Origin of the sequence: Vibrio sp. DW001 (assembly GCF_029016285.1) — a bacterium.
In the GTDB taxonomy this organism is placed as follows: domain Bacteria; phylum Pseudomonadota; class Gammaproteobacteria; order Enterobacterales; family Vibrionaceae; genus Vibrio.
The window spans coordinates 1,970,737-1,994,574 of the sequence record NZ_CP091975.1; the positions used below are offsets into that span (position 1 = coordinate 1,970,737).

Below are 23,838 nucleotides of genomic sequence, written 5' to 3' on the forward strand. Positions count from 1 at the left end.
ACATAGCACTAAACAGTTTTGGACAAAAGCTTGTTAGTCGACTGACTTAACTCATATTGACTCATATTGACTCATCATGTTATGACAAAAATTTCGTCAATTTGTGGTGTTCAGTTTCGGTAAATATAACGTAACCTATAGGTACGTTCGTATCCAGTTTTGATATTATAGACTCACTACTTTCTTTACCGAATCCTCTGCACAATTCAATTACTTCTACACCGCGGTTAATCATTTCTTTAGCAGCATTAATAGCATCATCGTCATTACTTACACCGATAATTTCTGTTTTAAACAAGTCTGTATCTAACAACTTCCTGTCTACCTTGTAGTCATAATTTAGAGCTTTGACGATAAATCCATAGTACTTAATCATGAATCAATCCTTATAGAATGGTTAACTAATACATATTGATATCCTGAATATTCATTCTAGCTTGCGCAGTACTACGTTGACACTCCTTTGGACAGAACTTTCTTACAAACTTCAGCCGATTTTTATCCTTCAGATAACTTCTATTATCCCAAAACGCCAAGGATTACCGTAGTCAGCGGTCGCTTCAATTCAATGAACTGGATAATTACGTTCATTGCGTAATACCTTTCACCATGACAAGTAGCGTATAAAAATGCACAGTAAACACATTTTACAATATTGTTCTATTGGGAGGGTTACGATGTACAGCGAGATATAATTAGTTCTCTAAGCCATTTGTGACTCGGATCTTTCTCATGATTACGGCTCCAAAAAAGAGTGTAAGCCATTTTAGGTAGTTCTACAGGAAGTGAAAGCTTTGTAAGTCCAAGCTGTTCAGATACATGCGTTGCAAACTGTTTGGGTGCGGTTAATACTAAATCCGTACAGGTAGCTAGAGACGCAGCATTGTTAAAATCGTCGACTGTTGTTGATATAACCCTAGATAAACCTCTCTCCGCAAGCTTAAAATCAAGAAGCCATCTATTTCTATCATCGACGCCACATCGCACTTGCATATGCTGGGCTTCTAAATAGGCTTCCAAATTCCACTCCTTTCTTAGTGCAGGATGTCCCTTTCTTACCAAGCAGCACTGACTTTCTCTATACAGTTCTATAGCCTCTATGTCTTGAGGAATTCTTAAAGTACGATCTATATCGTCGGCCTCTAGTTCTTTCCCTGCGATTCCAAAGTCAACGTCTCCAGAACTAAGTTTCTCAAAACAGTTGTTGTTCCATGGAAGCGTATCGATTGTTAAATGTGGGCCAAAACTAAAGACCTTACCAAGAAATTTAGGAACTAGTAGCGGGTAAATGCTTTCAATTAAAGCTAACTTGAAGTGCCTTGGGGTCGAATCAGGATCAAAGGTTGTTGGCTTGGATAGCTCAGTGCTCAATTCTAATATCTGACTTACAATCGGGCGCAGTGCCTTTGCCTTTTGAGTAGGGGAAAGGCCTTTTGAAAGCCGAACAAAGAGTGGGTCGTCAAACCACTCCCTTAGTCTAGCTAAGTTTTTGCTAACTGCCGACTGAGTTAGAAGAAGCCTTTGTGCTGTCCTACTGACATTTTTCTCTTCTAATAGCACATACAAACAAATCAATAAGTTTAAATCACATTTCGTTAGTTTCTGTATATTAATCATGATATTCCCATGAGTCCCTATAACGTGGAAAATATATCATTTCAAATCATATCATGAGGCGACTAAAGTGCAGATAAATAATTGATGCAGAATGTGAAGATATGTTTGAGAAAAAGAGTAAGCTTTTGTTCCACCTTTTCCTTTTGGTTATTCTTTGGCCGCTTGCAATTGATGTTTACTTGCCAGCATTTTCTGATATGGGTAAGGAAATGATGGCGACACCTGTAGAACTTAAGAAAACAGTGACATATTTCATGATTGGATTTGGTGTCGGCCAGTTGTTCCTTGGTGTATTGGCCGACAAATGTGGACGAAAAACGATTGTAATTTGGGGAGTAGTTTTCTATTTGACTTGCTCCATACTACAGTCTGTCGTTGAGAGTGTGGATGATTTGATATTGCTTCGCTTGGTACAAGGAGTAGCCTCGGCAGCAACATCCATTGCTGTTATGGCAATGGTTAGAGATAGCTATAAAGGCAAAGATATGCCCAAATTACTTAGTTACCTAAATGGAGCAGTTTGTTGTGTGCCAGCAATAGCCCCCGTGCTAGGCGCGTACTTAACCCAAACATTTGGGTGGCGTTCTAATTTCGGATTTATGGCTTTGTATGCATTTTTAGTATTGCTAATCATATCGATTGGAATGCCTGAAACTCGCAACAAGCGACAATCTAACGCTATTAATACTCCCTATTCAAGCATGCTATTTAATCCGCAATTCATGCTTCATTCGATAATCTGTATGCTAGCAATGTCAGTCATACTGGCGTATGTATCTAATGCTCCTGTTTGGCTTATGGGGCATCTAAATCTAAACATTTCTCAGTTTTCTTTTTGGTTTACTGCTAATGCATTAATTAATGCGCTAGCGAGTTTTATTATCGCGCCCTTATTAATTAACAAGCTGAATGTCCGACGAGCATTAAAAGTAGGGTTATGCGTAGTTGTTTGCGGTGGCATTGTGATGCTAGTCTCAACTGATTCCCCTTTGGGGTTCATGTTACCTATTTTCATCAATTCTATTGGCTTCTCAGTAATTCTTGGCACTGCGTCAAGCAAAGCTTTGAGTAGTTTTGATGCCGATGCAGGTGCTGCTTCTGCGTTGCTTGGCTTCATTCAAATGGGGGGAGCGGGCCTTGTAGTATTAATGGTTCAACAACTTAATATGGAAGTACCAGACCTACTTGCGCTACATATGCTTTTACTCACACCCACGATTATCATCCTAATGGGAAAGTTGGGAAGAAAATTACACCCTCAGGCAAATCTTAGTTAATCTTGCGTTGACTGTTTTAGGCGTCAGAAATCATCAACCTATAATCTTCATCAATATATAAATATGCAGATAACGATAATTGTTAGACTGTTGCGCGGTGATAGGAGTTGGGAGAAAACGTTCACAGCCTTTTCTGGTATCGACCATGAGAAAAAGTACGTCGATTCCAGAAGCACGATCTGCCATTAAGTAGTTGCGTTAAATCGGAAAGGGACATTTGTGTGTCAGTCAACCCACTAATTTAGAAGACTATAGATGAGTGGCAACATGGCAAAGCCACTTAACGTTATGCCTGTCCATTCCTTCATTTAATAATATGTAATGTCGGTTGGTTTTTTGTCGGGACACCAGTATCAAACTGATAGGAATTATTTAAAAACGCGGATACTTTAGCTTCAAGCATATTGGCCTTTACTGATATCTTTAACTCATAGTTGGACAAACAAAAGTCAGCTCACCAACTAAATTAACAAATGATTAATTAATAGGTATCGTAAAACACAGCAAGAACCGTTATCTAACGATGGGTGATCTGCGCAGAATAGACATGTTCTTTCCTCAAACAAGCCATTAGCCTAATTGTCGGTCTGCGTAATTAACCCTATTTATAAAATTGTTATGTTGTCGCCGCGCGTCTTGACACAAACAATAATTACTGTTTTTATATACAGTCTTTGACAGTATTTTGTCATTTTGTCATTTTGTCATTGGATTTATTATGAAGCATTATTATATTGATAGCATTGGGGTTCGTCTTTGTTACCAAGACCTTTCAGGAGAAGATACTCCAATTGTGTTCATTCATGGATTAGGATGTGCTTCTTCATTTGATTATCCCGCAGTTGTGACGATCGGTAAGTTGAACAACCATAGAAGGGTATTGGTTGATCTTTTAGGATCAGGGTTTAGCGATAAACCAAATTCGTTTAGCTACGAAATAAGTGCACATGCAGAATATCTAAAGGAGTTCCTTACTAGCCTCGGGTTTGAAGAGTTTTATCTCTATGCCCATAGCATGGGAGGGGCTATCGCTTTAGAACTTGTAAACCTAATGCAATCAGCTATTAAAGGGATAATCTTATCTGAATCAAACCTCGATAATGGCGGCGGGATGTTTAGTCAAAAAGTTGCTGCTATAACTGAAGCTGATTATGTGCGTTTTGGACATGAGAACCTCGTATCCAAAAACAGCGCAGAAAGTGAAACTTCGGCAATTTGTTGGTCATTGAGTATGAATATTAGTTCTCCTCAAGCCATTTATCGAGAGTCTATTTCTTTGATCAATGGACGTATTCCAAGTTGGCGAGAAATTTTATATTCACTCGATATTCCCAAAACTTACCTTTTTGGTAGTGACTCACTACCGGATAGTGATTTCGAAATACTGCCTTACCATGGAGTTAAAGTCGATGTGGTTCCTGATGCTGGACATTCAATGGCGTGGGAAAACCCTACTGGGTTAGCATCGGCTATAGCTAACGCTTTAGGCGATAACAAATAGTTATACATATAAGCTAAATGTTCAATTGAACCATGAGTGGTCACTTATGGAAGAAATCGAACATACTTAATGTTTCAAAATTTCTGAAGCTGACCTTGAATCAATGGTGTACGAATGGTGGAGTGCGGACGCATCAAACGATATTTGAATACGTAGAAGTTGATTATAACCCCACAAGAAGGCACAGTGTTCTTGCACAGCTAAGTCCAATCAACTACGAGCGCCAGAGTATCATTTAACGCGTGTCCGGTTTTAATTATACCGCCACTTATATCCTTATCATGAAAGTAATAAAGGAAATAGATATTTGAATTTGGATACAAAATGGCTGCAGGATTTTTTAAAACTTGCGGAGCTACAACACTTTACTCGTGCCGCTGAGGCTCGACATATTACCCAGCCCGCATTTGGTCGACATATTCGAGCACTAGAAAAAGCCGTCGGCCAAACATTGATTGATCGTGCCACCACACCCATCAGCCTAACACCCGCTGGGCGTCAGTTTAAAAGTGTTGCTCGTAATATGATTTCGCAAATGGAAGAAGGTTTAAACTTATTAAATAGTATTGAGCAACCATTTATCAATCCAATACGCATCGCGAGCCCTCACTCTTTATCGTCCCCCACCTTATTGGATCTTATCGAACATAACAAAGCGGATAACACTCAGAGCTTCTCTATTGATATCTTGCGCGTGGACTTTGCGATAGAGTCGATAATCGAAGGGAATTGTGATTTTTTCCTTGGGTTTGAAACGTTATCCTTATTGCAACCTCCTTTTCAGAACCTAAAAATTGGTCACGGTAACTTTCTTTTGGCCTCTGCAGTTAATACTAATGGGCAAGCGCTATTTAACCCGCAAATCCACAGCACACCGATTATTGGCTATAGTGCAGAGTCTTACAGTGCGCGCTTAATTGAACAATATCAGCCCGAAACTACTAAACTCAATACTCACCAAGCATTTGAATCATCAATGTGTCATTTGCATAAGGAATTGGTCCTTCGAGGAACAGGTATTGCGTGGCTACCTGACGCACTTATCCAACAAGAACTAAAAGATAGAACCTTGATCGCGATTGAACCGAGTACTTACCGATTGCCCTACCAAATTCGTCTATATCGCAATTCAACACCGCTAAGAAATGAAGCTGAGTCATTTTGGAAAGTTATCAATGAACAAGTCCAATCAGGCTGGCAGATTAACTACCCGTGGGAACCTCAAGATTAGGTAAATTCGGCACTAACTCCCGCCCTCAGTGCCGATTCGGCACTATCATGTCAAAATTTGCATTTAACTTTAGCCAATAACAAGTGGATACTGCTCCTCAGTTAATCGATTGCATATTGGCATCAAATGCAAGGGGAAGCAGTGAATTCAACGTCTATTACACTTCATCAGTTTTATCATCTATTTCCAAAAGCCGACCTCCATTATCATCTTCTTGGTGGTGTAAGGTTAGAAACGATGCTTTTTTTAGCAAATAAGTATGATTTCGAGTTAACTGAGCAAGAAGCTAAATGTTATTACCGAGTTCACCAGAATGACACCGGCATTGTGAAAGGTGGTATTGAGGCGCTTACGCTGTTGTACCACCTTATGCGCGAACCAGAAGATTATTTCCGTGTATTAGTTGAAGTCTCTGAAGATGCTCACGCTTGTGGCGTACGCTATATCGAGACATTCTGGAACCCAAGCGACACCAACATTTCTTATCAATGTGTAACAGAAGCCTTAGCAGCGGCCATTGAACATGTTGAAAGTAAGATGGGGTTAGTCGTCCGGTTAATACCATCGATTAACCGAGAGAAAACAGCTGAAGTCGCCGTTGAAATGGTCCAGGACATGGTCGCCTTTCCACATCCTTACGTTTTGGGTCTTGGAATCGACTATAAAGAACATAATGCCCCAGTAGAACACTTCTGGAAGGCCTACTTTCTTGCAAAAAAACATGGTTATAAACTTACCGCCCATTGTTCAGAGTTTGGTCTGCATTGGCGAAATGTTGAAACTGGCATTGAACTGCTTAATATTGATCGTATCGATCATGGTTATACGATTATAGATAATCCGGAACTAACCGCCAAATATGCAGATCAAGGTATCCCTTTTACCGTCGTCCCATCAAATACCTATTACCTTAAAAAATGGCCTGAACATAATAAATGGGCACAAAACCATCCAATAAGAACAATGGCGAAAGCCGGTCTCAACATTATTCCATGTACTGACGATTGGCATATTCACAATACAACCAGTGCCAACTGCTACCGCGTGATGGTTGAAGAATTCGGTTTCGATTTAACAAGCTTGAGACAAATGATGATTAATAGCATTCAAGCAAGTTGGGCTCCAGAAGATATTAAACAACAATGGAAACACGAGTGGAGCTTAGAATTTGATCACCTTAGAGCGGGTTTAATTGAACAGCCAAAAATTTCAGTGGAACAATTAATTAAGTACCGCCGCTAAATCAAACCAAATTGGCTAAGAATTTGATTCCGGTCAAGTGATAAAAGTGGGTGCTGATATCGAGTTGCGATTATTTCCATAGGAAAAAGGAAACAAAACAACTCGAATCACGTACATAAGTATGTCATTAAAATAGGCAGAGAGGGAATTCCATGGAAGATATTAAAAAAGAACCGGGCGTTAATATCGCAAGACGATTTGACTTTAAAGGAAATAAAACAGATTTAAAAACTGAAATAATTGCAGGTGTGACAACATTTGCGACAATGGCTTATATGGTAGCCGTTGTACCCGGAATGTTAAGTAAGGCCGGCTTATCATTTGACAGTGCATTTACCGTCACTGTATTAATGACAATTCTCGCCACAGTAGCGATGGCATTATATACCAATCGACCATTTGCATTAGGTCCTGGTTTAGGGAGTGTTGCGATATTTTCGTTTACATTATTGGGCAATGGCATACCGCTTAGTATCGCCTCAGGGATAATTTTTATCAGCGGTCTGTTGTTTATGCTGGTGTCCTTTCTCGGTGTACGTGATTTCGTTGTTCGAATCATTCCACAGAGTGTCAAAGTGTCTGTAGGCGTAGGTATTGGATTATTTATAGCGCTTCTTGGTTTTAAGCAAGCAGGAATTATTGTCGCTAATGCACGTAAAAATGTATTAATTTTTGGAGACTTAGCCTCGGCGGAAGTCCTGGTCGCGGTTGTCGGTTTCTTTATGGTGCTATTTTTCACATCGCGTAACATCAAAGGGGGGATTATTATATCTATTTTGCTAACCACTTTAATAAGTATCCCACTAGGCATCACGTCAGTACCTGAACACTTCTTCAGCATGCCGAGTAGTATGGATGGAATGGCATTCGAACTCGACGTAGTAGGAGCGCTTAGCCCTATATACCTACCCTTTTTGCTCGCTTTCTTTATACCCGACTTTTTCTCTACCTTAGGTGCGTTGCTCGGCATCGGTGCCCAAGCTGGTTATCTTGATAAAGATGGAAACTTACCGGGTATCGAGAAGAACTTTCATGTTGACTCAACAGCAACAACCATCGGTGCTCTATTTTCGTGTCCAGTATTAACAACATACCTAGAGAGTGCTGCTGGTGTAGAGGCTGGTGGCCGAACCGGGTTTACAGCCCTTGTTACCGCCGCTTGTTTTTGTCTTACACTATTCTTAGCACCACTTGTAGGGATGATCCCGACGGTCGCAACCGCCCCTGTGCTAATGTACATCGGTATTACGATGATGAGTTCGATGAAAAAGGTGAACTACGATGATATCACTGAATACTTACCTGCCTTCGTCTGTGTTGTTGTGAGTATATTCAGTTTTAACGCAGGTAATGGTATTGCGGCGGCGATGCTAGTGTATGCATTCTTGAAGTTATCGACAGGCCGATATAAAGAAGATCATTGGTCAGTTTATCTTATAGCGGCCTCTATGATTTACTATTTTTACATCATTTCAGCGCACTAATTTTAGATTATATTATTTTGACTCAGGGACATATTTTTATAGTTAAGCACTTTAAAATATGTCCTTTCCTATAAGAAACCTAAAGAAAAGATTCCCTTAAGCGTCGACGGATCATAAACGAACTACAACTCGTCCATCATGTGATTGACCTTGTTTACTTCCGCTATTTTCTCACCGTCCCATATCATTTCGAGTAAATGAGATTGGACGACATCGCATACCAGTTTAGGAGTGAACAACGCCCAACAAATACCATGATCTGAACGTACCGACGGGTATTCAACAGCGAGGTAACCATCTTTCTTTAGATTGCGAGCGAGTTGCTGCGAATCCGAGTAGCTGTCGGGGTTTAAAATTGAAGCGTCAGTTGAATCGACAACATACACTGGTGACGATTTGTGAGTAATCAATAGCCCTCGGAACAAGAAACGGTCATAAGCTAATCCTTCAATGTTCTGCCAATATTTCTGTTGATGGTGTTTTACTTCTAGTGCGGCAGTTTTCTCAGTAGAAGCTAAATACAACGCACCAAATAATCCGTCATTGAATCGGCCTCCATTTGGATTGATGTGAGTGAATGGCGCAACCGCATAGCTTCTCCCTCGCTCACAGGCAAAGGGAATTTCAGAACGTTCGAGCAAGGAGATATCACCTACTTCATCAAGCAATCTCGGGTTAGTCATAGATTGAATGGCGTAAAGAATTTCAAACTCTTCTGGACTGGCCACGTCATCGAACAAGGCAATTGACGGGTATTTGGTGCTCATGAGGCGATGACCTACCAAGACTTTCAGTTTATCACTTACCCCCACAAACCACCTCTTAACGCATCAATACGTTTCGCTACCTCATACAAATCACCAAATTTACCTGAGTTAATAATTTCAAGCGGTGCGCGCCCTGCAAAGTAGTCGTTATTGTTTTGCATGGACATAAAGCCACATACATTGTCATTGTTGCTAAAAACAATACGTAGTGCTTGATGCATGTTCAGTAGGTAACTAACACGTTCTAACTGGTCATCACTCAAATTCGTTTTTTCCGGGCTAGTCTTAAACTTATGGTAAGACGTAGAAGAAACCTTAAGGATGTTCTGGCTTTGTTGAACGGTACATCCCCAAGAAGAAAGAATGCTGTCAGCGGCTTTAAACCCTGCCATTGATAACGCTTTTTGATCGTATCCAGTATTTTTAGCTAGGCTCATTTCGATTCGACCTGAATGGGATTTAATTTAAAATATAGTACCATACGGGACTTTTGTAAATGTTTATTTGAAAGATGGCAATACAGGAGCCGTTTGAGATTAATTTACGGTTTTTTAGCTAAAAAGCATTTGAGAACTTTATTATGACAAATATATTGAGCATCTTACTTATAGATAATCTCAATGCACGTGAGCATTATTGGAATATTAGCGTCATCTTTTTCCGTATCTTATTATGACTACTCACTAAAACGATACCAAATATGACGAACAACGAGCCAACGACAAAACCCATTTCTAAAGGCTCATTTAATATCAGTACACCAAGAACTATACCAAAAATAGGTGTCCTAAAGGTGAAACCCCCTAGTTCAGATGTCGAGTATTGCCGCAGCAGCCAAAACCACAATAAGAGGCTGCCAAGAGAAACGATTGTTCCCTGAAAAACCAAGTTGCAAATTACTGCTGTGGTCACCGTAAATGAAGTCTGCTCCGTTGCACTTGCCGCCACCAAGATAACAATGAATCCAATAATAAGCTGATACAATAAGGTTTGTGTAGCGGGAGCTTTCGCCAAAGCGCTACTACGGACTACTACCGTTGTCAGCGCCCAAGTAAATGCCGCCATAATGGCCAAACCGTCGCCCATGATCATGTTTCTCGCGGTAACTGTTTCAGACCCTCTCCACATAAAAGAGAGTGTAATGCCTAAAAACGCGACAATAATTCCACACCATTGCATGGTTCTCAAACGCTCTGAAGCCAGTCTAAATGAAGGATTAGAGCGGCAAAAAGGACACCTGCAATCAATCCAGATTTCCAAGTATGATGACTGAACAACCTTTCCTTTCTCCAGAGCATTAATACCATTAGTAATACGGCCGCAATACCAAATCTATATGCCATCTGTAAAACAGCAGGCATATCCGTTGATACCGCTTTGATGAATACTTGTTATAACGCCTAAATAAAGCAGACAAGAGTGATGGGTACCATCGCTGTCCGGTCTATATTTTTATGTGAACTCATTGTGAATACTACCAGTTATGTTTAGCAAGTATTATATCGACAGATAATAGTCCTTTCTTTGCTGGGTAGACACTATGTTTGTTTAGAAAGCTTAAACTACCATCTGAACTTGTTGTCGTGACTTCCTTGGGGAGTGTCCAAAGTAAGCAGAAAAACGATGACTGAATGCCGCAGTATCCTGATAGCCTACCATATTTGCGATTATGCTTACGGGGTAGTCTGTATGAGTTAATAGTGCACGAGCTTTATCCATACGAAGAGCCAGAAGATACTGAGTTATATTTTCCCCCACTTCTTTTTTAAAGAGGTTTTTCAATTGACTGATACTAAGACAAGCGATTTCTGCTAATTCAAAAAAGTGATGGCGTGTGAACGATATTACTTTCTAGAAAATCTAGAACACGCATTGTTGGCAATAGAGCCGAATAAGTTTTGTGAAAAGCTTATTGATTATGCATTAATGCAATAGTAGACGAACGAGGCAACGTAGTATCCTAGAGACAGACTCCACAATGAGTGGACTTTGTCCGCTTAGTTGAGCCTAAACCTAAGCGAACAAAGCCCCAATTAGTCCCATTACTCGTCATTTAGACACAGGAAAGACTTCAGCAATACTATGATCCAATAGAGTTAACGCTTCTTTTTTGCCCAGAATAGAAACCCAATTCAGCTTAAAGTACCGATTTAACTCAATCTGCATCTTTAATGCCACCACGTAGTCGACGGTTCAACATGGCGTACTGTCCAAAACTAATACCTGATGACTACGCATTAAATGAATATAGATATTGCAGTCAAGACAGTCAGTAGATCCAATAACTAGAATTTTTATATACTATTCACTCTAGATTTGAACACATTGATTCATTTAACTATCAAGTAAGCGCCAACAAACAATAGTACGAGACCTGCAATTCTGTTTAATTCTAACCCTCTCGGAACTGAACCAAAAGCCCCCAGATAGTCAATGATAACTCCGGCAAGAAGCTGACCCACAATGATTAATGTGATCGCTGATACTGCTCCTAATTTAGGGATTGTATAGCTAACAGAAAGGAACAAAATCAATCCAAATGCCCCACTGCAGAGCATGTACCACGGGAGTTCTCGCCATTGGTCGATATTTTCACCACGTCTAGACAGTAATAAACCCAATGACGCAATCAATCCTCCGAAATGCACAATTGCGCTACTGGCTGCACCTCCTATCCGCTGCGACATTGCTCCAGCTATTGGGCTTTGTGTGCCAACGGCGACCCCGCCGAAGATACCAAAAGCTATAGTAACGAGCAGCTCAACCATCATCATTCTCCAACTAAAACATGAATCTATCTGTTAAGTAGAAGATTAAGTTAATCGACTCATGAATAAAAATGGTTTAAATTCATTGCAACTATTCCTATACAGAATATATGATTGGAATTCACGATGCCTTTTGAAAAATTATCAAAACTCGATTTAAACCTGCTGGTTTGTTTACATGTGTTATTGAAACATAACAGTGTCACCAAAACAGCGGTACAACTGAATTTGAGTCAATCAGCAATAAGTAAAAGTCTAACTAGATTAAGAGATCTTTTCGATGATCCGCTACTCGAACGCTCTGGTTATGGTATGGAACCAACACCAAGAGCAAAACAGATTAAACCAGCGCTCAATGTCTTGTTACTAGACATTGAAAAACTCACAGCACCACATAAATTCGAACCACTTAATAGCTCGAGAACATTTCGAATTGCGGCAGTAGAGAGTACATATCCACTCTTATATCCTAGTTTTATTGGTGAAGCTCTTTCTCAAGCTCCGAAAATAACTATTGATAGCTGTAACTGGGGTTCTGATACATTCGAACAACTTCATAGAGGTGAACTAGATTTCGCAATCACAGGGAAAGATATTCATCCAGACGATGCCAAACGAACATTACGACCACCAAAAGGTGTTGTTTCTCACGAACTTTTTCAGGATAAGCTTTGCTGCATTGTAAAAGAGACACACCCTGCTCTAATGCGGAAATGGGATTTAGATAATTACTTATCACACAGACACGTAGTGACCAAGTTTTACAAAAATGAGCGCTGGCTTTTAGACGTCAAGTTAGCCGAAAAAGGAGTAAATCGAGACGTTGCCTTGTACGTACCTGATTTTAACAGCGCAGCGGAGCTGTGCTGTGCTACCATGCTGGAGTAATATTGACGGTTCCTAGTCTTTTTGCCAACTATATTGCGCCTAAATTCAATTTAAAAATCATACCACTGCCCTTTAGACTCCCACCTCTGTCATACACTTTGTTTTGGCATGAAAATAGAGAGAATGATATAGCCCATGTATGGTTAAAAAATCTGATCATGTCTCGCTGCGAGAGTTTATCAAAACTCACTAAATAGCCGTAGTGTATTACACTCTACGTATCATACGTAACGTATATCTATGGTTATTTATTGTTATAAAATGTAAAACCATACATTGAAGCTATTAAACTAACTATTGACGTCATAGTGCCTTGTTAGGTGCATATTTATTGGAATACATAGCGTTTACAACTATTTTATGCCTGCTTCGCAATCATTTTTTTACACCTAATAACGATACTTATTTTTTCATCTTCAGATTTGTTTACCCAATCAGTAATTTCTGATGATGACCTGTAGCAACCTTTGCAAATAGCATTATCATCCAGTTCGCATTTGCCTGTACAAGGGGTAATTATAATTGTACTGTTTCCTATGAACATATCGGTTTAATCATACTCTATGGTTATTTAATTTAAATTTTATAAAGCCAGTTCCTTTTACCACTACACACTCAAATATCAGTACTGCAATATCCATATTTCTGTTCCTTTTGCTAAGGCTGATTTGACGATTTCCTGTCGTCTCCTATTCGATATATCATGCTTGACCTATATGAACTATGCAAACAAATCGTTAGGTGTTTTTTACACGTATCGATTCGAGCAATTACAGAATTAAAACGTTGAACAATTGGTTATCTCTGGCTACTTTTTTACTATAAAAATAATTGAGAATATTTACGCTAAGAGTTTCAGGAAAATTCGTTACAGTGAAAAATAACGACTGACTCTTTGATATTCTGACAAAGCGAGCTTGTCTGCTTCAATACCAACGGGTGCTAATGACAACTCATACCAGTTAACTTCATCCGCTTCTTGTGGGAAAATGTCACCCTCCCAACGACTCACTACATAATAATGAATCAACTGTAATTCACTTGTTGGATGGTAAAGCGAACACAGATACTTGTAACAAGTTGGTACTACTTTTAACTCTTCAATTACTTCACGAATTAACGCTTCGGATTGACTCTCATCTTGTTCAATATGACCACCAGGAATATTAATTAACCCAGCGTCTGTTTCTCTGTATTCACTACGTTTTTCAAGTAATACTTTATTTCCATTAATCAACAAGAAGGATACGCATTCATGCACTTTCATCGAGTTTCCTTACGAATAACATTATTTTTATAGTACACATACGCACCATAAGTTTACGATATAAACTGTTTTATTTTGCATATCATGCATTAGTTTTACTTTGTAGGAAACGAGTATTCTTTATCTCGAATTCGTGTCTGGGCATTTCAGTGTTAGCGATTATGCAGTTGGTGCTATAGTCATTTGTTAAATAATAATTTATTATCGATTTTCTCCGCTAATTCAGTGAAATTCTCTAAATTAAAAGGCACGTAAACTTTTTTTTGTACCGTTAGTCTGAATTACCATGCATTCGATTATCAGTAACTCCCCCATACTTATACCTATTATTTCCGAGTATTGGATGGTTTTTTTTGGAAAAGTCGGTTTCTACCTGCTATTGCACTATCCTGCAATACTACTGAAAACAGTCTAGATATCTGTGCCAATACGAACAACAGGAAGAACACTGAAAAAAGTATTTTTAAATATTGTTTAAAGTACCAAGCGCTCAATTCCACAGTTATCGAATTATGGTATACATACAAAGCAACAAAGCAACAAAGCCAACGAGTGTTCCTGTAATAATATAAAAAAAGAGTTTGTTCATTAAAAAACCAAGAGCGTTGCCAGTTTAGTGGATATTTCATTGAATCTTCCATGTCCTGTTGATGCTTAAGCATCTATCCATTCGTTGTTTTCCATAACATCATTAGCTAAAGCCTGAATTCAGAACTTTTATTCCAGATTGAAAAGACGTAAAGCCTCACTATTTCTCGGTTTTAATTCACATTTGGATAAAAACTGTTTCTCAAATTGGGCTATTGATATTGCTGGAGACCAGTAATAACCTTGTCCTACACGACCACCTAAGTTTTTGATCATATCGAGTTCATTTGATGTTTCAATACCTTCAATCACAGCTTGAGCACCAAGCGCATCCGCCATGTTTAATAACGTTTTAACGATCGTTTGGTTAGTCATATTGTTTTGAATGTCCTTAACGAACATCATATCTATCTTCACTTCATCAATGTTTAACTGACTTAGGTAAGCCATTGACGAGTAACCCGTACCAAAATCATCGATTGAAATTGCAAAACCTAGATTTTTTATGGCACTAATTTTCTGAACCAACTCATGGGAGTTATCCAGTTCCTGAGACTCTGTTATTTCGAGAGTAATTTGACTGGTGTCTACAAAATATTTCTCGCTTGTAGATTGCAAAAACTCAATGAAATCCTTTTGCTGTAAATCGAGTACTGAAATATTTATAGACAAATTAATTACTGCCTGCTGTTTTGCTACCCAAGCAAACATTTTTTCAAACGCAATACGTGTCAAACTATGAATCAAACCACTTTGTTCAGCAATAGGGATAAATACACTCGGAGCCACCATACCGAGAGTGGGATGATACCAGCGCATCAATGCTTCGCCACCAACCACTTTATTCGTGACAAAGTTGATTTGTGGCTGGATATAAATATCAAATTGTCGATGCGAAATCGCTAATTTTAATTCCTGTAACGTCTTGACGTAAGCTTCAACTTTCTCAGTCATCTGAGCGTCAAACGGTAACCATTTCAGACCACACTTATGCGCTTCTAGCAATGCCATGTACGCGTTTTGGTGAAGATCTGAAATATCATCCCCTTCATGGCCCACACTTGCGCTTGCCGCTCTGAGGTTCAAATCTGACAAATATAAACTATCTGCTAACTGATTTTTCCAAATGTTAAGCAAGGTTTCTACCTGCTTTTCCGTTGTTTCGTCGTCAGTCACAAACACTAAAGTTTGTTGTGGAGGTATGCATATACCAAAATGTTTTTTGTCTAAAACCAGATCGATCTGCCAAGGCAAATCAGACACCTGACTACCTATTTTTGTCAATAATCCTTTCGTTTCAGAAGCCACTCTTTCTGTACCTAAAGTACTAATCAGGCGATCGACCCCTTCCAAATGAATTAGAACCAATCTGATACGTTTTATATCGAGTCCACGTTCAATGAATTGACCTTTAAGGGCGTATTGATAAAAATTTTGATTTGGCATATTCAAGGTTTGATCTATCAAACGATGTTGCCTCTCGCGTTGTTCCTGATATTGCAAGCGCTTCGCAAGACTCACTGATAACAGATAAAGTTCCGCTAGCGCACCAATCATAAAGCTGTGCATGGTGACGATATTTTGGGGTAGAATATTAATGTAAGTAAGATAACCACTAAACGCGCCTATAAAAGTACATAGCCACGATAGTAGATAATATGATGCTGGATAATATTTTTTTCTTAGGGCAACAATTGCTGTACCAATGCAAATGTAGGCCACGATAACAATTAGCGGCAGGTTGAAATACATACGTTGCAGCTCAGTCATTTGATAACCAACTAGCAGCATTACAGGAAACACCCAAATACTCTTTTCGATTAGCCAACCAGTTTTTGGGCGGAATTTTTTGATATCAAGAAAGTGGTGACCAAACATCAAAGCACACCAAAGTATCATTAGGTGCAATATACCCATATGGTTGCCTAACCAGCGACAAAAAAAGTCAGGGAAGATTAGGTAACCAAACCCGTGTAACGGTGCAAATTGAAGAAACATACACAGCTGGAAAAGCATATACCAACCATATTGTGAGCTGTTTCTATTCAGAGAAAAAATAAATCCATTATATAAGGCCAAGGCGAGAAACACGCCAATAGCGCCCCCCCAAAGAAAAAGGGTCTCAAACTCGTAGTGATTAAATGCCTGCCCGTCCATTAAGCTGAGTGGCATAATGGCTGGACCATCACTCTGTTTTCGAATTAACAACGTTAGGTTGTCATTTGTTGCAATGGAAAACTCAAAAACAACTCCCTTATAGAACGCTTGTGATTCGGGACGATCATTGATACCTAGTTGCTCAGTTTGTAACAGCACGTCCTTTCTAAATAGGTAAACATCTAGGTGCTGCAATAAGTGACTTTGAGATACAAGCGCGAGTTTTTTTGGCTGGATAAGATCAGTGGCGGACAGCTCAATTTTATACCAGTAGCTCTCCGTATTTGGTGACATAGATTGCTGATATAACTCAGCGTTAAACGTGGCAGATTCAAGCATATGCTCAGCACTACTAACATTGGTATCAATGGCGGTAGCAAGCGGAACCTTCAAATTAAGATCTTTAAAGTGGTCATCAATACTAAGATTTGCTGCTAACAAAGAATGACTCAAAAATAGCAAACAAATCCAAAGCGATTTAATCATATGTTGACCATAACCTTCTTGATCTTCATTACTCAGCAAATCTGCTGCAAACATCGTACTTGTGAAATATTCGTCACTTAATGGGCCAACAACATAAACACATTTAGTGCGTGTTTGTTAGGTATTTTACCCCCTTGCCTATATAAAAGCTTATGTCACTACACGCATATTTCAAGCAAAAATAGCACCTATAACCAATTGCCTTAAAGATAAGGCCTGATCAGAAAAAAATGCCGTTCGTTCTGGGCGCAAGTTCGACGGTACTCTCGGTCCTTTAAGGTTCGCGTATAAATGTGTCGTTATGACGAATTACTAAACAAAAATACTAACATTATCAATGATATCACTCATCAATCCAATGGTTCTACTCAAAAGTACGTAACTGAGTAACATTGTATACTGAACGGATGAGGTCTAGCGTCTCGTCGTCTTAGGGATTAAACTCGGCTGTAGACGTATACAATGTTCATTGTCATTACAATCTATCTTTCTAATGGAATCAAATAATGCTCACACCCATCGCGATTAGACTCATTAAAGGCGCTGACTTAAAAAAATCCATTGCTCAGATTGTCACTCAACATAAAATTAAAGCGGGTAGCATCGCTTCGTGTGTTGGTTGTTTATCTTCCGTTAGTCTTCGTCTCGCGGGTGCGCAAAAAACGTTACAACTCAATGGACCGTTAGAGATTGTATCGGTAATGGGAACCTTAACGCCGCTGCATCAACATATTCACCTTTCAGTTTCAGATAACACTGGCCGCGTCATTGGTGGTCATCTATTAGACGGAAGCATTATCGACACCACAGCAGAGCTTATTGTTCATCACTATCCTACCCTTACCTTCTCTCGTGAGTTTGATAATTCGACCGGGTTTACGGAATTAGTTGTCAGCGATAAAGAACCTCATTGTTAACATCTCTCCTGAATTTCAGGGTAATAAGTAGTCGAAGACTGGAAGCATGAGTTATCATGCCTTACACCTTGCTACTATTCTTAACTCATGCAACTAATCAAAATAGATAAATCGACTTATAAAAAGCATCTTAACGTCATTTCAGTGGCTCTAGTTGGTGCACTGGCGTTTCTTTCCGTTGGTTTTGGGAGCTTGTTGATTGCCATTTTCGACACCCAACAAGTGGCCTCTGAGTCAACTGGAAACTTTCATTTAAACGTTATTGGCGTGATAGGTGCCGCTATCGTATGCAGCACGGCACTTTTTTATTTGAAAACGACGCCATACTTTATAGAGGTGTATTACGTGTGGCGCTTGAAAGCGTTGCATAATCGTATATATCGAAAGCTAAAAGAGATCAAGCAACGTGTTCGTGTAAACGACCGCGATGCTATCATTGTTCTTTATTTTTACTATCACAGTTTAAAACAGGTTTATTTTCTAGATAACAACACGCTTACCCTTCCTGAATTGGACGTGAATATCCGTAATCTACAACAACAGATTGACTCGTTAGGCATGCATGTTGACGTAGACGACTTTGATTCCAGTTTCATAAAGTAACGACATGATTATGGTCCACACTCCCACTCACCTTTGAACAGAGAGGACCTGACCGTTTTGGGTTTACCCTAATAGCAAATATCGTTATTGTAATTTATCGCCACATCATCACTACAAGGACTGTCTGAGACTTATGAACAGCACGATTGAAACCATATTGGGCCACCGCTCTATTCGCAAATACACGGAACAACCAATTGATCAACGCCATTTGGACACGATTATTCAAGCTGGACTTGCCGCGTCATCGTCGAGCCTGCTGCAGGTTGTCTCTATCGTAAAGATAACTGACAAAGGCAAGCGTAAACTCTTGGCTCAATATGCTGGTAATCAAGCTTATGTCGAAAATGCTGCAGAATTCTTAGTGTTTTGCATCGACTATCAGCGCCATGCGCTAATTAACCCTGAGGTTCAAGCCGACTTTACTGAACTGACTCTCATTGGCGCCGTGGACTCAGGTATCATGGCACAAAACTGCTTGTTGGCTGCCGAATCATTAGGTTTAGGAGGCGTGTATATCGGCGGCTTACGTAACAACGCTCAACAGGTCGACGAGCTTCTCGGGTTACCCAAGAATACCGCAATTCTATTTGGATTGTGTTTAGGGCATCCAGACCAAGAACCGGAAGTGAAGCCTCGCCTACCTGCGCATGTAATTATGCACGAAAACCAATATCAACCACTGAATTTAGATGATATTAAAAACTACGACCATTCTATGCAAAGCTATTATGCCAATCGTTCGAGTAATCAAAAACAAAGCAGTTGGTCACAAGAAATAACAAGAAAATTATCCGGCGAATCACGACCTCATATTCTTGCTTATTTAAATAGCAAAGGGCTAACCAAACGATAGTAGGGAAACATTGGTTCCTTATTTACGAAGTTTACGAGAGGTCTAATTAATAATGGATAGCGCTGAGTTACAGCGTCACTCCATTTGATGATTTTCTGATTGCAAGCATCGATACGATTTGTGTTCTAGCTCCGTTTCAGTTAACCCAAACGTACTCGCTAAACCAATAAGTTCTGTCCTATAACTCTCTAATAAGCCTGCGTCATCTGTCATGATTGCGAACTCTGCAAAATCACCTAAACCCTCTAAATGGTCGACGGTTATATGGAATTTATCGACAAAGTAAATGCTGCGTGTCTTACTCAATTTGAGCACCACACCATACCCCAACGTGTTAAGCATCGCCCTAGCATTGTTAGCATCAGTAATATTCGTTGCCTGACAACAGTCTTCTTCTGGCCCTTTTACTATCCATAACTTAATGCCTGAGGGTTCCATCTCTCGAATACATAGACTTTTGCTTTGAGATCTAAGGTCATACTCGCTCGTGTCAAAATACCAATCTGACTCAACATTATCTAAGAGCATAACGTCATGCTCCATAGAATCGAGTACTTTTAAAAACTCAGATTTCGATACTATACGATACTTTAATTCGACTTCAAACTTACCTTTAAAGTGTTCGTGATTCATAGTTCATTATCCTCAATTATATGATTATCCGGGCGAATCAGTTTTTTGCCATTTATCTAAAGAAACACACTATGTCATTAGATCTTACTATTCAATAAGATACCGCACACTTTTATTTATTGAATGAGTCACGTGCATAACCCTTCACAATATCTGCACTCATTTAAATTAATGCGAGTGATGGCGCCGCCCTACGTTCTCTTTGCCATAAACATATTTAACGTACGTATGCTGAGATATCCAATAAACAAATTCGCACCGATAAACACGGGTATTGCAATGATCTCTGCGGCATGCACGCCGGCTAACGCTAGTTTTAAACCACTCACCGTCGCTGCTGCGATGCCAAATGTGTAAGCCCAATACGAAGGAGCGAAAGGTTGTGCACCAAGCCATTTCCCTAGCCGGATACCAAGCATCAATTGATAGAGACCATATCCCCACAACATCAGAACCCAGTGGTCATTGCTACCGGGATTGATAGCAAGCCAAGCCATAGCACATACGACGGGTGGAGCGAATTGGATACCAAGCAACGGACGTTGTTGTGAAGGTAGCTCTTGAGCTTGCCAAAGACGTTGGATAATTAACGACTCCAGTGCTAGCCATGAAAACATACCCGCCCCCAAAAACAACCAACCCCAATCGGGATATCCCAGAGCACCGAGTGCGGCAGCACTGGTAAAGTTTCCTGCAACGGTCGGCAGATACAATGTGGGTACAGAGTCTACTTTGTTGCGACCGCCTTTCCAGAGAGAACCGTTATGCCAGAGCGAAAAAAACAGATGTCAAATGATGCCTGCAATACTCAAACCCAAAGCTAAAAGACGTGAATAAGGTAGAACAGCAAGTACGATAAGCAACGTAGAGACACCTACCAAAGCCGGTGTACCGCCTTGTACAGGATGCCGAAACTCTTGACTGATCAACGCGGGGCTACGTATCGCTTGCGCTATATAGACGATTAACAAAATCAGCCAAACCAATGTGGCAACGGCCAGTATGCTTTCGCCAATAATAAAGGGAAATCCCCAAAGAGGATGTGCAATGCGCCAAGCTTGTCCTAAACCGGCAAGCCCAAGCACGATGCCGAAGTAAGAGGCGGGAAGTGTTGTGTTAGACATGATTTTTCTTTTGGATTCGAAAAAAGGAATTACAGCATAAATAGAATTTGAGAGCAAAAGGATTAACTAAAGTACTAGTCATCGTAAAGGGGATTTATTAAGAATATGGAACCTTCAAATGTCTTTTCTCGACCAAGCTAGATTCATCAAGGGCATTTTCTATTATTGGGTAACCGACTCACGCTTCTTTACAGTGTTTATTGATGATATCACCTCATTTTTGAGGTTTCTTATGCTCTGGGTGAAATCTTCCCTTCGCGCCCATATCTACAATGGTATATTCACTCGTATTAATTGTTGTCGAATCTCTGCTTTGGCTAAACTTTAAAACCTCTTGCATGAGATCTTCTAGTCTCAGATTATATTGAACAAACTCATCTTCAGTAAGCCGAAACTTAGCGGTAATGAAGTAAGCTTCATTTTTATCTGCATCAATCCACTGAATTTTTTGTTTTAGACCATCGATTATTTGGTTTTTAAAAAACATCGGAAATCGAGCAGATTCGTCAAAGGAAATATGTTTCGGAACCAAGAGTCTGAACTGTAATCCTGACGTAATTTCGATTAAATCAATGTCTTCTAGTCGACGTAAATATAGGTATAGAGACGGTTCGTCTAATCCAAATTTTTCTATTAGTTCATGTGACGATGCGCTTTCATACACTATTTCCACAAATATGGTGTACAACTCCGGTCGTTCACAAAATACTTTGTCTTGCTGTGAATTGAAACTTGGAACACTCGCTATGGCCTTTTCAGCTTCTGAGATAATGGATGACAGTGGCTCTTGAACAAGCAATGACATCTCAGAAATTCGGCCAATAGACATTGGTTGCTGTTGATTGAGTAACCTTTTAACACTCACTTCTGATATACCCATATGTTCTGCAACATCTCGATATGATAACCCTACCTTTTTTAGACGCTTTTTGAGCAGCGAACAAATGGTTTCATTTAGATTATTCATAACACTCCAAGTACCTTTAGATGGTCACCAAAGTATCATATTTTGATCTATTAATCATACAACTTGTATGGTTATGGTCTTTATAAGACTCTTATAAAAAATATGGCGGAAGATTTTATGAATAATTATCACGACTACATTCCTGTGCTTCACAGGAGAACATATCAGGAACAAAACAGATTAGAGATAAACAGAAGTTTGCAAAGTAATAGAATTATAATACCCAAAAAAGTTATTTATTGGCTCTTAATTTATGCCTTATTTCTCGGCGTTACACTGCTATAGGTATAATAAATATACTCATAGAGTACGTTAATTTTTGTATAATGCCTTAAGCATGGTGTTCCAGAGCATTCAAATTAGCAACCTGAAATAAAGGAAATACCGGCATCGGCAAGTCATGTAGCGTCTGACTAAAGCCGACCAGTGTAATGCTCCATCTTTATAGGTCATAGAATTGATATGTTTACATTGCTTCCTTTTCTTTTGTACCAACCAAGCAATGTATTCCTTGTTGAATAAAATACTCGGCAATATTATCCACTCGATGTTGAAACTCGACCCTGTCAAAATTGAGGTCTCTCATTTTGTAGGGTAGCCCTAACGATTCATATTTCTCTTCACCGAGGCGCATAAAACTCAGAAGCTGCAACGTTTTAACCTTTCCAAGCATCTCATCTACAATAAAGTTCGCCGTCGCATTTATGTTATCAACGTCATCATTAACCGTCGGGATGACTGGAATTCTCAATATAACTTCTTTATCAGTTTTAGACAGCTGTTTCAGGTTGTTTAATATCTTTTGGTTATCAACGCCGGTGTGTTTTTTATGTCGGTTTCTATCCATAAGTTTTATGTCTGAAATAAAGAGGTCGGTATAGGGAAGTAGTTTTTCAATTTGATTCCAGTTGGAATAGAGGCTTGACTCTATACAGGTGTGGATACCCTCTTGTTTACATGCCTTAAATAGCGCTAAAACAAAATCACTTTGGAGCAAAGGTTCACCACCGGAAACAGTTACGCCTCCTCCTGAACGCTCATAAAATCCTTTGTCTTTTAAGATGACTTTCATGCACTCATCGACCGACATGGATTTACCCCACTGCTTGATTGCTTCAGACGGACACTCATCAGAACAACCAAGACAGCTAGTGCATTTATTGCGGTCTATTACTTCAAGCTTCGAGCCCGAAAAAATCAACATCTTAGGGTCGTGACAAACCTCTTTACATGAACCACATTTTTGACTGGAGATACATTTATTCTGATAAACGCCAACCTCAATATGCCGATTAAAACTTTCCGGGTTACCACACCAATCACATCTTAGTGGACACCCTTTTAAAAAAAACTCAGTACGAATGCCTGGACCATCATGTAAAGTAAAACGCTGCACGTTAAGTACAGTTCCTAGGTTTGACACTTTCAACCTCAATATATTATTTAAAAGTGGACGAATTCTCGT

The 23,838-nt window shown here is 39.5% G+C and carries 21 protein-coding genes and 3 pseudogenes; 10 read left to right on the top strand and 14 right to left on the bottom strand.

The genetic code is table 11. The features are described 5' to 3' along the window. Window positions 1-79: 79 nt before the first annotated feature. Complete coding sequence (locus L3V77_RS09060) at window positions 80-376, bottom strand: DUF6506 family protein (protein WP_275133845.1); 297 nt, start codon at window positions 374-376, stop codon at window positions 80-82. A gap of 296 nt (window positions 377-672) precedes the next feature. Continuing rightward, window positions 673-1,614 carry a LysR family transcriptional regulator gene (locus tag L3V77_RS09065; protein ID WP_275136736.1) on the bottom strand — a complete coding sequence of 314 codons (942 nt, stop codon included), beginning with the start codon at window positions 1,612-1,614 and terminating at the stop codon, window positions 673-675. A 104-nt stretch (window positions 1,615-1,718) separates the two neighbouring features. On the opposite strand from L3V77_RS09065, the gene L3V77_RS09070 reads away from it, so the two are divergent. From L3V77_RS09070 to L3V77_RS09095, 6 genes and pseudogenes are all read left to right on the top strand, one after another. Continuing rightward, window positions 1,719-2,894, top strand: coding sequence for a multidrug effflux MFS transporter (locus L3V77_RS09070; RefSeq protein ID WP_275133846.1), 1,176 nt, complete (start codon window positions 1,719-1,721; stop codon window positions 2,892-2,894). A 718-nt stretch (window positions 2,895-3,612) separates the two neighbouring features. Beyond that, complete coding sequence (locus L3V77_RS09075; protein WP_275133847.1) at window positions 3,613-4,395, top strand: alpha/beta hydrolase; 783 nt, start codon at window positions 3,613-3,615, stop codon at window positions 4,393-4,395. 125 nt (window positions 4,396-4,520) lie between these two features. Beyond that, window positions 4,521-4,634, top strand: a pseudogene (locus L3V77_RS09080) (IS3 family transposase); the annotation flags it as partial. A 68-nt stretch (window positions 4,635-4,702) separates the two neighbouring features. Continuing rightward, window positions 4,703-5,626 carry a LysR family transcriptional regulator gene (locus tag L3V77_RS09085; RefSeq protein WP_275133848.1) on the top strand — a complete coding sequence of 308 codons (924 nt, stop codon included), beginning with the start codon at window positions 4,703-4,705 and terminating at the stop codon, window positions 5,624-5,626. Window positions 5,627-5,767: 141 nt separating this feature from the next. Then, the gene (locus tag L3V77_RS09090; RefSeq protein WP_275133849.1) at window positions 5,768-6,868 is read left to right on the top strand and encodes an adenosine deaminase; all 1,101 of its coding nucleotides are present in this window, start codon (window positions 5,768-5,770) and stop codon (window positions 6,866-6,868) included. 152 nt (window positions 6,869-7,020) lie between these two features. Then, window positions 7,021-8,352, top strand: coding sequence for an NCS2 family permease (locus L3V77_RS09095; RefSeq protein ID WP_275133850.1), 1,332 nt, complete (start codon window positions 7,021-7,023; stop codon window positions 8,350-8,352). 122 nt (window positions 8,353-8,474) lie between these two features. Here L3V77_RS09095 and L3V77_RS09100 read toward each other — a convergent pair whose 3' ends face one another. The 6 genes from L3V77_RS09100 to L3V77_RS09125 all read right to left on the bottom strand — a co-directional run bounded on the left by L3V77_RS09100 (window position 8,475) and on the right by L3V77_RS09125 (window position 11,893). Further along, window positions 8,475-9,119, bottom strand: coding sequence for an RES family NAD+ phosphorylase (locus tag L3V77_RS09100; protein WP_275133851.1), 645 nt, complete (start codon window positions 9,117-9,119; stop codon window positions 8,475-8,477). Between the two features lie 35 nt (window positions 9,120-9,154). After that, window positions 9,155-9,556 (bottom strand): MbcA/ParS/Xre antitoxin family protein, encoded by a 402-nt coding sequence (locus L3V77_RS09105; RefSeq protein ID WP_275133852.1) that lies wholly within the window; start codon window positions 9,554-9,556, stop codon window positions 9,155-9,157. Window positions 9,557-9,752: 196 nt separating this feature from the next. After that, complete coding sequence (locus tag L3V77_RS09110) at window positions 9,753-10,298, bottom strand: DMT family transporter (protein WP_275133853.1); 546 nt, start codon at window positions 10,296-10,298, stop codon at window positions 9,753-9,755. A 5-nt stretch (window positions 10,299-10,303) separates the two neighbouring features. After that, complete coding sequence (locus L3V77_RS09115) at window positions 10,304-10,480, bottom strand: hypothetical protein (protein WP_275133854.1); 177 nt, start codon at window positions 10,478-10,480, stop codon at window positions 10,304-10,306. Window positions 10,481-10,676: 196 nt separating this feature from the next. Beyond that, window positions 10,677-10,877 carry a helix-turn-helix transcriptional regulator gene (locus tag L3V77_RS09120; RefSeq protein WP_275136737.1) on the bottom strand — a complete coding sequence of 67 codons (201 nt, stop codon included), beginning with the start codon at window positions 10,875-10,877 and terminating at the stop codon, window positions 10,677-10,679. 572 nt (window positions 10,878-11,449) lie between these two features. Continuing rightward, complete coding sequence (locus tag L3V77_RS09125; RefSeq protein ID WP_275133855.1) at window positions 11,450-11,893, bottom strand: DMT family transporter; 444 nt, start codon at window positions 11,891-11,893, stop codon at window positions 11,450-11,452. Between the two features lie 120 nt (window positions 11,894-12,013). Between L3V77_RS09125 and L3V77_RS09130 the strand changes: the two are divergent. Next, window positions 12,014-12,972 (top strand): annotated as a pseudogene (locus L3V77_RS09130) (LysR family transcriptional regulator). Between the two features lie 671 nt (window positions 12,973-13,643). Here L3V77_RS09130 and L3V77_RS09135 read toward each other — a convergent pair. Together L3V77_RS09135 and L3V77_RS09140 are read right to left on the bottom strand one after the other, a co-directional pair. Beyond that, window positions 13,644-14,042: an NUDIX domain-containing protein gene (locus L3V77_RS09135; RefSeq protein WP_275133857.1), complete on the bottom strand. Its 399-nt coding sequence runs from the start codon at window positions 14,040-14,042 to the stop codon at window positions 13,644-13,646. Between the two features lie 717 nt (window positions 14,043-14,759). Further along, window positions 14,760-17,327 carry an EAL domain-containing protein gene (locus tag L3V77_RS09140; protein WP_275133858.1) on the bottom strand — a complete coding sequence of 856 codons (2,568 nt, stop codon included), beginning with the start codon at window positions 17,325-17,327 and terminating at the stop codon, window positions 14,760-14,762. A gap of 452 nt (window positions 17,328-17,779) precedes the next feature. Between L3V77_RS09140 and L3V77_RS09145 the strand changes: the two genes are divergently transcribed. The 3 genes from L3V77_RS09145 (at window position 17,780) to nfsA (ending at window position 19,649) form a co-directional block, all read left to right on the top strand. Then, the gene (locus tag L3V77_RS09145; RefSeq protein ID WP_275133859.1) at window positions 17,780-18,190 is read left to right on the top strand and encodes a PPC domain-containing DNA-binding protein; all 411 of its coding nucleotides are present in this window, start codon (window positions 17,780-17,782) and stop codon (window positions 18,188-18,190) included. An 87-nt stretch (window positions 18,191-18,277) separates the two neighbouring features. Then, on the top strand, window positions 18,278-18,793 hold the full coding sequence (locus tag L3V77_RS09150; protein WP_275133860.1) for a DUF3087 domain-containing protein: 516 nt from the start codon (window positions 18,278-18,280) through the stop codon (window positions 18,791-18,793). Between the two features lie 133 nt (window positions 18,794-18,926). After that, window positions 18,927-19,649, top strand: coding sequence for an oxygen-insensitive NADPH nitroreductase (gene nfsA / locus L3V77_RS09155; protein ID WP_275133861.1), 723 nt, complete (start codon window positions 18,927-18,929; stop codon window positions 19,647-19,649). A gap of 75 nt (window positions 19,650-19,724) precedes the next feature. Here the strand turns inward: nfsA and cyaB are convergent, their stop codons facing one another. The 4 genes and pseudogenes from cyaB to L3V77_RS09175 form a co-directional block, all read right to left on the bottom strand. Further along, window positions 19,725-20,282, bottom strand: coding sequence for a class IV adenylate cyclase (gene cyaB / locus L3V77_RS09160; RefSeq protein ID WP_275133862.1), 558 nt, complete (start codon window positions 20,280-20,282; stop codon window positions 19,725-19,727). 191 nt (window positions 20,283-20,473) lie between these two features. Continuing rightward, window positions 20,474-21,406: pseudogene (gene tehA, locus L3V77_RS09165) on the bottom strand (dicarboxylate transporter/tellurite-resistance protein TehA). Window positions 21,407-21,620: 214 nt separating this feature from the next. Then, on the bottom strand, window positions 21,621-22,373 hold the full coding sequence (locus L3V77_RS09170; RefSeq protein WP_275133863.1) for a helix-turn-helix transcriptional regulator: 753 nt from the start codon (window positions 22,371-22,373) through the stop codon (window positions 21,621-21,623). 466 nt (window positions 22,374-22,839) lie between these two features. Next, window positions 22,840-23,796 carry a glycyl-radical enzyme activating protein gene (locus L3V77_RS09175; protein ID WP_275133864.1) on the bottom strand — a complete coding sequence of 319 codons (957 nt, stop codon included), beginning with the start codon at window positions 23,794-23,796 and terminating at the stop codon, window positions 22,840-22,842. Window positions 23,797-23,838 lie beyond the last annotated feature (42 nt).